Here is a 13,597-nt window from a genome sequence, read left to right on the forward strand (position 1 = left end):
GTGAAACTGTGAATAAGGTGTATAAAATTACTATTTATTAGCCGGTTTTCAAACTTGCTCACAGCAATTCAAACATAGTTGATCCATGGCTAAAAGGCTAAGAAAAGCACCATCGGTGTTTTTCTTATAGCATTGAAAGCAAAAAGGCTATCCTAAGAAGAATTAAAGCAAAAAAGAACGCAATTATTGTTTTCTTCATGTTAATTTCTTTTTAACGATTAAATGAATGTATTGACTGGGATCAATGATTTTTAATTTTAGCGTTAATTAAACTAACAAAAAGTGGCGTTTTCTATCTGACTTTGGAAGTTTTTATATGGGATGATGGTTACAACAGTTCAGCTACCAGCATCCCGATTAAAATACAGATAAAACAGCCAGAGTCTGATTTTCCAACTTTATTCTTTCTTTGTTGGGCGGAGCCAACTTTTGATGGTTCGTTGTCGTTCGCGCGCAACCGTGAGTTGGTCGGGAGGGGCATCTTGGGAGAGTGTAGAGCCGGCGCCGATGGTGGCGTTTTCGCCTATGGTGAGTGGCGCTACTAACGCTACGTTGGAGCCGATGAACGCGCCGTCTTCGATTTTGGTCTGCCATTTATTAGCACCATCGTAATTGCAAGTAATTGTGCCTGCGCCGATGTTGACATTTTTACCGATGATCGTATCGCCGAGGTAAGTTAAATGATTCGCCTTACTGCCTCTACCTAAAGTGGTTTTTTTCATTTCGACAAAATTACCCACTTTGGTGCCTTCTTCTAAAACGCTGCCAGGACGGATTCTGGCAAAGGGACCCACGCTGCAATTGGCCTTGATAACGGCCTCTTCAATGACGCTGTTGGCGTGAATTTCGGTATTTTCACCAACACTTGTATTTTTTAAAACAACATTGGGGCCAATGCGAACGTTTCGATCCAATTGAACGTTCCCCTCGAGGATGACATTGACATCGATAACGACATCGGTGGCAATTTCTATATTTTCCCCACGAGCATCGAAACGTTCTGGATCAATAATAGTAACCCCAGCCAGCGCCAATTTTTTCGCCATTAAACGCTGATAGTAACATTCTAATTTTGTTAATTCCCAGCGGTCATTAACGCCCTGCACTTCTTCACAACACTGGGCGTGCACGCCGCCCACGGGGCAGCCATCAGCTACGGCCAACGCAACCGCGTCTGTTAAGTAGTATTCTTTTTGACAATTATTATTGTTTAATTGGGGTAACCACTTTTTTAAATTCGTTACCGTCGTTGTCATAATTCCCGTATTAATTTCACGAATTTTTAATTGATGCTCCTCGGCGTCTTTATGTTCGACAATACTTAGAATATTTCCAAGGTCATCGCGAATAATGCGCCCCAGCCCGGTGGGATCAGATAATTCAGCGACTACAACACCCAAACCATTGGTAGGTGTGTTTTCTAATAAACTGTTGAGCGTTTTAGGGGAAATCAACGGAACGTCACCATACAAGATCAAAACTCGATCTTCGTTTTGACAGAAGGGGATTGCTTGCAAAACGGCATGACCGGTTCCGAGTTGCTGGCTTTGTTGAATCCAGTGCGCTGGCAAATAATTAAGCTTTTCGCGCACATTACTTCCACCGTTACCGTAGACCACGTGAATAATGTGAGGATTTAATAATTTGGCCGTGTTGACCACACGTTCTAGAAGAGGAATTCCCCCCAATGGGTGCAATATTTTGGGAGTGTTGGAAGCCATTCGCTTCCCTTGGCCGGCTGCAAGAATAATGACGCTCAATCCCATTTTAATTCTCTTTTTTTGCTAATGCTTTTTGGCACTTTTACGTATCATTTGAATCGCGCGTAACTGAGCGGCGGCTTCAGCCAGTTCTGTCATGGCTTTTGAATATTCAATCCCCGCTTTCTGTTTGGTGAGCTGCCGTTCGGCTTCTTCTTTAGCGGAAATAGCGGCTGCTTCGTCAAGATCGACCGCATGCAACGCGGTGTCCGCCAAAATGGTGACAATTTCTGGCTGAACTTCCAACATGCCGCCTGATATATAAAACACTTCTTCCTTGCCACCTTCTAAAATAGCTTTAATTTGTCCTGGTTTCAAAGAAGTTAATAATTGGCGATGGCCTGGGTAGATACCCAATTCACCCATGCTCGCTGTGACGACAATCATCTCCACTTCGCCGCTGAAAATAGCGGCTTCGGCGGAAATAATTTCTAATTGCATTTTTTTAGTCATAGTCTTCTTGAAAACTTTTTGTAGTCCGTATGGAGCGAAACGGAATACGGGTTTTTAATTGAAAAATCTTTAATTTCCCGTATTCCGTTTCGCTCCATACGGACTACGCTGTCGTCAGGACGGTTTTATATTATAGTTATAGCGATTTCGCTTTCTCAATGGCTTCTTCGATTGAGCCTACCATGTAAAAAGCTTGCTCGGGCAGCTCATCGTATTCGCCATTGATGATCCCTTTAAAAGCGCAAATCGTATCTTGCAACGAAACATATTTACCTGGAGCCCCGGTAAACACTTCAGCCACAAAAAAAGGTTGCGATAAAAAGCGTTGGATCTTGCGCGCGCGTCGGACGGCTCGTTTATCGTCTTCGGATAATTCATCCATTCCAAGAATGGCAATGATATCTTTTAATTCTTCGTATCGCTGCAAGATCTCTTGAACGCCTCGAGCCACTCGATAATGTTCTTCACCAATGATTAATGGATCAAGCTGGCGGCTGGTGGAATCCAACGGATCAATGGCTGGATAAATTCCCCGTTCGGCAATTTGCCGCGAGAGCACGACTGTTGCATCCAAATGCGCGAAAGTGGTTGCTGGCGATGGATCAGTTAAATCGTCAGCGGGAACATAAACAGCTTGGATCGAAGTAATGGACCCTTTTTTAGTGGAAGTAATGCGTTCTTGCAGGGCCCCCATCTCTTCGGCCAATGTCGGTTGATAGCCCACAGCCGATGGCATTCGACCGAGAAGGGCAGAGACTTCAACCCCTGCCAAAGTGTAACGGAAAATATTATCGATAAACAATAGAACGTCGCGTCCTTCGTCGCGGAAGGCCTCAGCTAACGTAAGTCCCGTTAAGCCTACCCGCAAACGGTTCCCTGGCGGTTCGTTCATTTGTCCATACACTAATGCCACTTTATCCAAGACATTAGATTCTTTCATTTCATGATAAAAATCATTACCTTCTCGCGTTCTTTCTCCCACTCCTGCAAAAACAGAATAACCACTGTGTTCAATGGCGATATTACGGATTAATTCCATCATATTAACCGTTTTTCCAACGCCCGCGCCTCCGAAAAGACCAACTTTACCTCCCTTAGCAAAGGGACAAAGCAAATCGACCACTTTAATACCGGTTTCTAATAATTCAGTGGCGCCAGATTGCTCAATAAAGCTGGGTGCTGGTCGATGAATAGGGAGTTTTTCTTTTGAATTGATGGGACCTAGCTCATCGATCGGCTCACCCAGCACATTCATGATGCGCCCTAAGGTTTCTTTTCCTACTGGAACTTCAATCGATTTTTCCGTATTTTTTACGGCGATATCGCGTTTTAAGCCCTCAGTGTTGCCCATGGCAATTGTGCGCACAACACCGTCCCCAAGTTGCTGTTGGACTTCGAGCGTTAAATTATTTTCATCCACCTGCAAAGCATCGTATACTTTCGGGACAGCATGACGGGGAAATTCAACATCAACGACAGCGCCAATAATTTCAATGGTTATACCTGGTTTTTCTGTTGCCATTCTGTTACCTCTTTTATTGTAACTATTCAGCCTATAGATAGAAACGACCATTTTTTGGCCTTTTACGTTAGGTGCCTGAATAGTTATCTTTAATATTTATGACTCACTCTACCGCCGCCGCTCCGGCTACAATTTCTGCAATTTCTTGCGTGATACCTGCTTGGCGCGCTTTGTTATAGATGAGCCATAACTCATCGATTAATTGCCCAGCATTTTCTGTTGCATTTTTCATGGCCACCATTCGAGCGCTTTGTTCACACGCAATATTTTCAATCACGGCTTGGTAAACTTGCGATTCGATATAGCGAACCAATAATATCTCTAACAAATATTTAGATTCATCAGGTTCATAAATGTAATCCCAATAACCGCCTTTGACTTCTTCTTCATCAGTTTTTAGTGGTAATAGCTGTCGGGCCAGCGGCTTTTGCAGCATCGTATTCACAAATTCGTTATTGGCAATATAAATAGCATCGATTTTTTGTTTGTCATATTGATCCAACATTACTTTTACAATACCAATGATATCTTGGACTTCCGGAGCATCCCCCAGATGATTCGCTACAGTCAAAACGTTTCCCTTATAACGGCGGAAAAATGCTTCCCCTTTTCGACCAATGACGCAGAGGTCCACGCCGATATTGTCGGCCTGCCATTTTGTCATATCGGCAATGGCGGTACGAAATAAATTAACGTTTAATCCGCCACATAAACCTCGATCGGTGGTAACGATGATATAACCTACGCGCTTGATATTTTCGCGTTGTTGCAAATAGGGGTGAGGATATTCTGAATGACTGGCGGCAATGTGACTAATTACTTTGCGGATTTTGCTGGCATAAGGACGAGACATCGCCATACGATCCTGTGCTTTTCGCATTTTACTCGCGGCGACAAGCTCCATCGCACGCGTTATTTTTTGCGTATTTTTAATGCTTGCAATTTTCGTTCGTATTTCTCGTGCTTTGGGCATCGCTTTTCTCAGATCATCTCGGCATAGGGAAGAATCCAGGCGCGCCTTGCGCGCTGCGCATTTCGTGCGCTGAATCCTCGCTTACGTGGAATGACAATTTAGTAACTCTGAGTTTTTACAAACTCCTCTATAACCGCTTTAATTTTTTCTATTATTTTTTCGGAATAATTCGGATTTTTATTAATTTCGTCTAAGAGATCTTGGTGTTGATCGTGAAGGAAGCTTAATAGCGATCTTTCAAAATCAACGACTTTCTTAAGCTCCACTTGATCGAGATAACTGTTATTGACCACGTACCAAATAATTGCCATTTCGGCTACACTTAATGGCTGGTATTGGGGCTGTTTTAAAATCTCCATCACGCGTTGACCGTGTTCTAATTGTTTGCGAGTGGCCTCGTCTAAATCGGAAGCAAATTGGGAGAACGCTTCTAATTCGCGGTACTGCGCTAATGCAATTCGCAATCCACCGATTAGTTTTTTAATAATTTTAGTTTGAGCCGCGCCTCCCACCCGTGAGACAGACAAACCTGCATTGACGGCAGGGCGAATACCCGCGTTAAATAAATTAACGTCAAGATAAATTTGACCGTCGGTAATGGAAATTACGTTTGTTGGGATAAAGGCCGAAACGTCACCTGCTTGAGTTTCGATAATAGGCAATGCGGTTAATGAGCCTGTTTTTCCAGTTACTTTTCCTTTAGTAAACTGTTTGATATACGCTTCGTTCACATGGGCAGCGCGCTCCAATAAGCGCGAATGCAAATAAAAAATATCCCCTGGGTAAGCTTCACGACCAGGGGGGCGTCTCAACAAGAGAGAAATTTGACGATAGGCCCACGCTTGTTTGGTAAGATCGTCATAAACAATTAACGCATCTTGCCCCCGATCGCGAAAATATTCTCCCATTGTGCAACCCGCGTAAGGCGCTAAATATTGCAAAGCAGCCGCTTCAGAGGCGCTCGCATTAACAACAATGGTGTGTTCCATAGCCCCATGTTCTTCTAATTTTCGCACGACAGCCGCTACCGACGATTGTTTTTGTCCAATAGCGACGTAAATACATTTCACGCCAGTGTGTTTTTGATCGATGATCGTATCGATAGCAATAGCGGTCTTTCCGGTTTGGCGATCGCCGATAATTAATTCACGCTGCCCTCGACCGATCGGCACCATGGCATCGATTGATTTAAGACCGGTCGGTAAAGAGGTGTCCACGGATTTTCGAGTGATGACGCCGGGCGCCACTTTCTCTATCGGGGAAGTTTCAGAAGTATCAATAGGTCCTTTGCCATCAATGGGTTTACCCAATCCATCCACTACTCGCCCCAGAAGGGCTTCTCCCACGGGAACTTCAAGGATTCGCCCCGTGCATCGCACTGTCATACCTTCTTCTAAATGTCCATAAGGCCCCATCACGACTGCGCCGACGTAATCGCGCTCAAGATTAAAGGCAAGTCCATAAGTGTTTTCAGGAAATTCGACCATTTCTCCAAACATAACATCGCGCAGTCCATAAACACGGACAATCCCATCCTTAACATTAAGAATTGTTCCTTCCGTACGCTCTTCGGCTTTAATTCCGAATTTTTCGATGCGGGATTCAATAATGTCGCTAATTTCGGCTGCTCGTAATTGCGTGCTCATAAACTTATTACCCCTTTAAATTTTCCACCAACCGGGTTAGTTTGCCTTTGATAGAACCATCCATTACCCAATTGCCGGCGCGAATAATAACACCGCCGAGCAAAGATTCGTCCTTTATCATTTTTAATTTAACTTCGGTATTAAATCGCTTTTCCAATTGCTTTTGTATTTGTTGGCGGTGTTCGTCGTTTAATGGAAAAACATAAGTGACAGAAGCTTCGATTATACCTTGGTATTTATTCAATAACTGCTGGTACGCCAAAGCAATGTCCGGCAAAATCATTAATCTTTTTTCATCAATGAGCAATTGAAGAAAGTGATCTATTTTATCTTTCAATTGTTTTGTTGATTCCGGTTCGATGGTTTGAATGAGATCAGATAATAAAGTTTTTATTTCTTTATCCGAAAATTTCGGGTTAATAATCTGGCGAGCCACTTCTTTATTTTTAATAATTTTAGAAAAAGCAATGAATACATCTAGCCATACCTCTAGCTGATTGGCCTTTTGGCCATCCGCAAAGGCTGCTTTTGCGTAAGGTCTTGCTAGTGTTAAATGCAGTGCCATTAAATTTCACTCACTAGTTCATCAACTAAACGGTCGTTACTGGCCTTATCCACTTCGCGCTGTAAAATTTTTTGTGCGCCTGCCACGGCAATAGTTGAAATTTGCTTCAATAATTCAGTTTTTGCAGCGTTGTATTCTTGCTCAATTTCATTTTTGGCAAGTTGTATAAGATGAGCGCCTTCTTCTCGCGCTTTATTTTTCGCTTCTTCGATAATGTGATTGGCGCGCTGATTGGCTTGTTCGATAATATGGGCGGCCTGTGTTTTTGCTTCCGTTAATTGTTCTTTGGATTTAATTTCCGAAAGCTCGAGTTCTTTACGGCCTTCTTCAGCGGCTGCTAACCCATCAGCGATATTTTTACGTCGCGCTTCCAATGCTTTCCTCAAGGGCGGCCAAATGAATTTCATCGTCAAGCCGATAAAAACAACGAATACCAGCATTTGTACAATGAGCGATGAGTTAATATCCACAATCGTTACCTCTTATTATTTACCATTGTTATCTCTCCCGCGTGCCGCTGTGACCCTCGCCCAAGTAGCACAGACGGGAATACAGGCGCGCTTTGTCCGTTGGGTCTCCCCGCCCCCGACGCGGGTAGAAGGTGCTATCAATGGCCTGCTGCTCGCGTGACCGCTTCAACAACAGCATTTAAAAATGGATTCCGGGCAAAAATTAAAATCAATCCCATTACTAGCGAAATAGCGGCAAAAGCGTCAACCAAACCGGCCATTAAAAACATACGAATCATTAACATACTAGATAATTCGGGTTGGCGAGCCACTCCTTCGAGGAACTTACCGCCTAACATTCCGAAACCAATAGCGGTTCCCATCGCAGCGAGCCCGATAAATAAACCGGCAGCGATTGCTGAGAGGCCTTGCACACTTGCAATTAATTGAGCGACATTCATAATTTCTCCTTCTTACATTAATGGAATTCTGCTGCGAGGCTGATGTAGACAACCGTCAGCATCATAAAAATAAACGCTTGAACTGTTATCACTAATAAGTGGAAGAGTGTCCAAACCATGCCTAATGTAAACTGACTCCACCACGGCAACAAGGCGATTAGGATGAAAATTAATTCTCCCGCAAAAAGATTGCCAAAAAGCCGCAGCGCTAACGAAATGGGCTTAACCCCTTCATCAATCAATCGGAAGACAACGTTAATAGGCATAAGATACCAACCAAAGGGCCTAATCAATACTTCTTTCCACAGCCCAATAGCGCCTTTCATCTTGAAGTTATAAAAAATGACGAGAACGAAAACAGTAATGGACATCGCAAAAGTTAAAGTCGGATCAGCCGTAGGGACGGCCTTAAAATTCTCAACTCCGCCCATATGAAATAAACGAGGAATAAGGTCCACCGGCACTAGATCCATAAAATTCATCAAGAAAACCCAAATAAAAATAGTCAGCGCGAGTGGGGCTACTAAACTGCGATCGCCATGAAAAGAATCTTTCACCGTGCCATCCACCGCTTCTACGGCCATTTCAATCGCATTTTGCCATTTTCCAGGAACGCTAGCTGTAGCACGCCGCGCTACTGTATAAAAAATGAGGATAAATAAGGTGCCCAGAACAACAGAAATAATGAGGGTATCCAAATTAAGAGTCCAAAAGCCGCCATCGGTGAAAGCAAAGTTATGCAGGTTCAGCTTCCAATGGGACATGTGGTGCTGAACATATTCGGCTGATGTTAATTTTGGCTGTACGTACATCTACACCCTATCTAAATTTAATCAGTAGCGGTGCGAGCCAAAATCCAAACTGGGCCCCCACAAACCCTACAATAAACGGCACAATAGCAACCGGAATAAAAAGCACAATAAGCACTACCAATCCGGCGCTTAACGCCAAGTTAATCAACTTTCCAAGATAGAAAGCCACTAAAATCCGCTTAACCGCTCGTGGGCTCGTAGTCGCAAACAAACGGCGGGCAAAATAGAAACTGGGGATGACACAAGCTGCGCCGCCCAACAACGCAGACAACACCTCCGTTGCACCGCTAATCCACCAACCCGCCGCAATGATGACAACCACCAACGCTTGCAGTCTAACAAACCGGTAGGCGATACCGCGAGCATAGCGTGTCGCCAAATCACCAGACGACTTTTGACGCAAAAAACCCCTCCGCCGGAACACGGTTACAATTTTTGCGAGTATATAGATTTTCAAAGGGAGAGGCAAGCTCATATCAATTATCAATAGGCTCGTATCATGAAGTGTCTGATTCTCTATATTGATTGATAAGCAAGCTGTAGTCCCCAGCATTGTTTCTACGTTAGCATGGATGACCACCAGATCAACAAAAATTGATAGTTATAGTAAAATATTAAAGGTCTCCATTAGACAGAAAATCTATGTGCTTTTTGATGAAATCACTTAGGTTCACAATTTTCAAATTCAGCTTAAAAATATCTGTAGAAAAAGGAAATGTGAAGTGCGTCCTTTCATCTTCCAGCAGTTCTGTCTTATAAAGATGATAGTGCTTATTTAACAGGCCGAAAACGAGTTATAGAATAATCCGTTAGAATATATGAAAACGGGGGGCGGTATGCCTAAATATGTATTACGCGAAGAACGAGAATATTTAGTCAATTTAATCGATGATATTATTATGAAAGACATCGTCGGTTATCACAGTATACGTTACCCGCATATTATTAAAATTATTCGTCTTAACTAATCGAACGTGCTGGAAAACAAGTCAGTATCAATAAAAAATAGCCAATATACTTAAAATATCACCGGGCACCGCCAAACACTATTTGGCTATATTCAAGGAAACTTATTTAATTTGGTTAGTGCCACGATTTGAAAAAACGAATGAAACATTGCTCTCCCAAGAAGGTTTATACTACCGATATCGGTATGCGAAATATCGTCGTAGGATTTAGAGATCGTGGGGTGATTTTTGAGAACATTGTTTTTATCAAAATAAAAATAAAGATTCTCAGTATGTTTCCACTGCCGAGCAAGAAATTGATTTTTTCGTTAATGGGACACTCACATTGAAGGTAAACAACTGGAAGCTTTTAATTTGTTTAGCGCCAACCAAAAAATAGTCATCAAAAACTACGGGGATTTGCAAAATATTAAAGACGTTTTATAAGCCGTTAACGGCTACAAAAGTACTAGCACGTCCCTCACTTTGAGAACCTTTATGCGTAATTTATATGGACTTTCTTTCGAAGCGGTATGTCGCCAGTACCTCTTGAGACTCAGAGAAAATTTTGACCTTCCCGTTGAAATTGATGACTTAATTGAGTTACTAAAACAAACTATTAGCAAAGACTTTAAATAACAATGGCTCCAAATTCTCGAAAACGCTGAATGGGGTGAAGAGGCAATTTCTCATTAATTAAAAAATTCTTCCCATTTTCTCGCTCTCCAAAATCGATCAGCCGAGTTAGTTTATCAATATCCGGATGCTTTTGTATTTTTATGCGCTCTTTGTCTTCTGGAACGAGCCAAGACTCATCCCAAATCGGATAAGGTAGGAAGGATAAAATGAAGCCCAATCCAATTCACCAGGATCTTATGATGACAGCGCTGAGCCAGTTTATTGGTGGGCATTCGCCAATGGTCATGAAGAAATAGCCTCGTGGTTGCGAGAAGTTTTAGAAGTAAAACCTAATCCTATCGATATCAATGACTGCCTAATTCAAGCAAGCTGTTGCGAGGACTTAGAATCCATGGAACGGTTGTTGAAAATAGGAAATCGGGAACTTGGCAAAGATGTTTCTAAGCATTTAGTTCCTTTTTCGGACGCCGTTGCAACAGCTTGCGAGGCACGAAAAATCTGGGACTTAAACAAGCTAATTGCGTATATCGATGAGGAAACTTTAAAAGAAGGATTAAACAACGGGAGATTGGGCTCAAATGTGCATTGTAGTCTTGGTGCTTTAATCACAAAGCTTGCGCGAGTGGTAATCTTTCAACCGTCTTACGAATTGAAGCGTTAGCTAAGAATGAATTTCATGATCAAAGCTTAGATATAAAATCCGACGACGGCAATCTTCTCACCGAAGTTTGTGGTAGTGGGAGTTTGAAAATCTTTATGCACGTTTTAAAACATATACCAGAGATACTGCGAAGAGATGCTCTAAATTACCCTGAAGTGGTTCGCAGTTCTTGTGAGGGAAGCAGTCACATTATACTTTCCTAAATTCTCAAACCTTTTACCAACGAAGAAATTGATATATTTTTTTTCACTGGAGATTGAGTGGAAAAAAAATTCTCTTTATTTTACAAGCAATATAAAAATTTTGAGCTTCGTATTTCAAACGACCTCTGAAAAGCCGAAAGAATAAATCGTTAGCTCTCGTCTTTATAAAGAATTTGTAGGGCGCACCTTTTTGAAAAATAATTTCCATTGCGCTAGCTTTCTCTTAGAGAGGATGTCCGAATCTTACCATCGTGCAATAATCCAATCGGTTTTATCACGGTTAGAAGAAAATTCATCATCGCAGTTAGAGATTATTAGAGAAAGATTAATTCAATATTATTCAGAGTTATTATGGAAATTCACAATAGTATCGGAAGATAACACCTTTAGCATTTGGAAAAAACAAAATAAAAAAGGGGCCGAGTGGGGAGCCATTACTCTTATCAACAAGTGCTAAAGACTAAAAAAATTTAAAATCCGTTCTAGGTTTTTTTTTCATTAGTCTTAATTTTTAAAAATTATCGTCGTCCCCGCCTTCGCAAAAATGATGAAGTCTAAAGTATCTATGACTTGTGGGTGATGATTAGGTCGGGGAGGTGACGCAGAAAAAAACTTGCATCACATAAAATTAACTAAAAAATTTCCACATAGAGGAAATGATTTATTACTTTATGTCGAAAAACTCCTCCTAAGGATCTTAGTTTAATCCGTTTAAGCGATGAAATATGTTTTTTATTGTAAATTTGGTAGGAGATTTGATCGCTGAAAATTCATCCCAGGAAACAGGGACATGTTTTTTCACAGATGTTCTATAAGGCACCAAACAGGTGTCGCCTCGGTTATTTCGAATATAATCGATAAATATTATTGAGCCGTTTTCCTTTACTCAATTCAGCTGTATAGAGATATGGATTAACCTAGACAATTAATTTAGCTAACTTCTGCGCGAATTCATGCAGTTTCTCACAATCCAATTGCGACTAAATAGGAACGTATACCTGAACCCTTTCCTCTAGAAATCTTAAAAAAACTTCGCAAACCAAAAGTCTTCAATACTTCAAAAAAATCAGTCGCGCAATTAATCACAGTTTTCCAACTGACCACCGGATGAAAGTCGCTGCTGCCCCAGAGGTGAATTTCCAAGATGCCCATTTGAACTAATACAAGAAAGCCTTTTTCATTATGAATCGTCAGATATTTTTTCTCTCTTTTTCTTCTATTTCAACGTTATAAAAAAATTCATCGTTATTTTGATCAGGGTATTTTTGAAAAAACATTCTTTGTTTGTAGATTAGGATAGCCAAGCAGCATCACCGGGCGGTTAACAATGTGAGGTAGTAAGCGATCGGCTATTTCGCTATAAAAATATTCCAACTGATGTTTCGTAATTTTCTCTTCGGGATATATAACTTTTTCAGAATCGGTTAATCTAATATTATTAGACTTATTTTTTAATTTCGTTTTTTTGACTGGTTATAATTTAACCGCTTTAGCTTCCTTGTCTTTATTCAAACCTTTAAAACTAGCTGCCTCAAACTTTTCTCTTTCGTCCATTCAGCGAATTCAATCTAATCCACTAATTCGGGTTTTACCCAATGATTACCTGCTTTTATCTCAAAAGGAGGTAACTCAGAAAAGGTGGTGGCTTTTATCGAACTTTATTAATTTTTCGTAAATGTCTTTTAACGATAGACTGCTAAACCCGGTGCCAACTCTCCCGTAATAAATCAATTTTTATTTTTATAATAAACTAATAATAAAGCGTCACAATAGAATTAATATCCCAGAGGTTTTGTATATCCACGAATCACGAATTCTTGTTATCGTTTGTACTTGAGCTTTATTCAACTAGAGCTTCTTCATTGATCAAAAGCAGCGTCGATTTTTGGAAATAATTCCTTCCAGACCGAGTTCGCAAGAACGTTCTAGAATAGATTTTATATTTTCTTTTATATGATTAGAATAAAGTATGCTTCCATTTTTTTCTTTCCATTGTAAAATTAACTTTTTTAATAATCGTCAGTCTAGAGATTTTTCGTACTTATTCCATGAGGAGGTAATTTCATTGAACTCCAATAAGTGAGTTAACATTTTTGTTTTAGAGAATCAAAAAATTTTCTTAGACGCTATTGTATTCTTTAAGATATCAATTACCAAATGATTAAATTTAAAAAAAACGAGCGATCGTTTTCAAAAATCTGTTCTTTCTATAATGAAGGACGCCACCATGATTTTTGACGTTGCTATTTTTCCTGTAGAGTTACATTAAAATTAAAGATAATGTGAAAAAATTTTTCTTCATTCTCTCTGTTCCATCGGCTACACAGTCGTCCAGCCACTAAAATAGTTCGTGATATTACCCATTCAAAATCTTTATCTGTCCATTTCTTAACTGTTAATAAGCTGATATTAGGGTAGATAAGTGGTGGACGTTAGCAGGCAATAACTCTAATTCAGTTCGATTTTTTCGGATTAAATCGCGCAGCATTTCCATATTATGGATGGT

Annotated in this window: 11 protein-coding genes and 3 pseudogenes; 3 read left to right on the forward strand and 11 right to left on the reverse strand. The window is 40.8% G+C overall.

The genetic code is table 11. The features are described 5' to 3' along the window. Positions 1-398 precede the first annotated feature (398 nt). The 7 genes from glmU to FIV31_RS01565 form a co-directional block, all read right to left on the reverse strand. Positions 399-1,766, reverse strand: coding sequence for a bifunctional UDP-N-acetylglucosamine diphosphorylase/glucosamine-1-phosphate N-acetyltransferase GlmU (glmU, locus tag FIV31_RS01535; RefSeq protein ID WP_280123568.1), 1,368 nt, complete (start codon positions 1,764-1,766; stop codon positions 399-401). 18 nt (positions 1,767-1,784) lie between these two features. After that, positions 1,785-2,213, reverse strand: coding sequence for a F0F1 ATP synthase subunit epsilon (locus FIV31_RS01540; protein ID WP_280123569.1), 429 nt, complete (start codon positions 2,211-2,213; stop codon positions 1,785-1,787). A 136-nt stretch (positions 2,214-2,349) separates the two neighbouring features. After that, on the reverse strand, positions 2,350-3,786 hold the full coding sequence (gene atpD, locus FIV31_RS01545) for a F0F1 ATP synthase subunit beta (protein ID WP_280123570.1): 1,437 nt from the start codon (positions 3,784-3,786) through the stop codon (positions 2,350-2,352). Positions 3,787-3,838: 52 nt separating this feature from the next. After that, the gene (atpG, locus tag FIV31_RS01550; protein WP_280123571.1) at positions 3,839-4,708 is read right to left on the reverse strand and encodes a F0F1 ATP synthase subunit gamma; all 870 of its coding nucleotides are present in this window, start codon (positions 4,706-4,708) and stop codon (positions 3,839-3,841) included. Positions 4,709-4,806: 98 nt separating this feature from the next. After that, positions 4,807-6,354, reverse strand: coding sequence for a F0F1 ATP synthase subunit alpha (gene atpA / locus FIV31_RS01555; protein ID WP_280123572.1), 1,548 nt, complete (start codon positions 6,352-6,354; stop codon positions 4,807-4,809). A 7-nt stretch (positions 6,355-6,361) separates the two neighbouring features. Next, a complete protein-coding gene (locus tag FIV31_RS01560) occupies positions 6,362-6,919 on the reverse strand; it encodes a F0F1 ATP synthase subunit delta (protein WP_280123573.1) in 558 nt (185 codons plus the stop codon). Then, positions 6,919-7,389: a F0F1 ATP synthase subunit B gene (locus FIV31_RS01565; RefSeq protein ID WP_280123574.1), complete on the reverse strand. Its 471-nt coding sequence runs from the start codon at positions 7,387-7,389 to the stop codon at positions 6,919-6,921. Before FIV31_RS01565 ends, FIV31_RS01560 begins: the two co-directional genes overlap by 1 nt. Between FIV31_RS01565 and FIV31_RS01570 the strand changes: the two genes are divergently transcribed. Further along, the gene (locus FIV31_RS01570) at positions 7,316-7,549 is read left to right on the forward strand and encodes a hypothetical protein (RefSeq protein ID WP_280123590.1); all 234 of its coding nucleotides are present in this window, start codon (positions 7,316-7,318) and stop codon (positions 7,547-7,549) included. The genes FIV31_RS01565 and FIV31_RS01570 overlap by 74 nt on opposite strands. Here the strand turns inward: FIV31_RS01570 and atpE are convergent. The 3 genes and pseudogenes from atpE to FIV31_RS01585 form a co-directional block, all read right to left on the reverse strand. Continuing rightward, positions 7,527-7,829, reverse strand: a complete 303-nt coding sequence (gene atpE, locus FIV31_RS01575) for a F0F1 ATP synthase subunit C (RefSeq protein ID WP_280123575.1) — start codon at positions 7,827-7,829, stop codon at positions 7,527-7,529. The two genes, FIV31_RS01570 and atpE, sit on opposite strands and share 23 nt — an antisense overlap. A 17-nt stretch (positions 7,830-7,846) precedes the next feature. Beyond that, positions 7,847-8,641 (reverse strand): F0F1 ATP synthase subunit A, encoded by a 795-nt coding sequence (gene atpB / locus FIV31_RS01580; RefSeq protein WP_280123576.1) that lies wholly within the window; start codon positions 8,639-8,641, stop codon positions 7,847-7,849. After that, positions 8,642-9,128 (reverse strand): annotated as a pseudogene (locus FIV31_RS01585) (ATP synthase subunit I). 349 nt (positions 9,129-9,477) lie between these two features. Here FIV31_RS01585 and FIV31_RS01590 point away from each other — a divergent pair. Both FIV31_RS01590 and FIV31_RS01595 read left to right on the forward strand, forming a co-directional pair. Further along, positions 9,478-9,609, forward strand: a complete 132-nt coding sequence (locus FIV31_RS01590; RefSeq protein WP_280123578.1) for a hypothetical protein — start codon at positions 9,478-9,480, stop codon at positions 9,607-9,609. A 620-nt stretch (positions 9,610-10,229) separates the two neighbouring features. Further along, positions 10,230-10,995, forward strand: a pseudogene (locus FIV31_RS01595) (hypothetical protein); the annotation flags it as partial. 784 nt (positions 10,996-11,779) lie between these two features. Here the strand turns inward: FIV31_RS01595 and ligD are convergent. Further along, positions 11,780-13,110: pseudogene (ligD, locus tag FIV31_RS08165) on the reverse strand (non-homologous end-joining DNA ligase LigD); the annotation flags it as partial. Positions 13,111-13,597 lie beyond the last annotated feature (487 nt).

The sequence above is a fragment of the Coxiella endosymbiont of Ornithodoros amblus genome, from assembly GCF_019425495.1.
Classification (GTDB): domain Bacteria; phylum Pseudomonadota; class Gammaproteobacteria; order Coxiellales; family Coxiellaceae; genus Coxiella.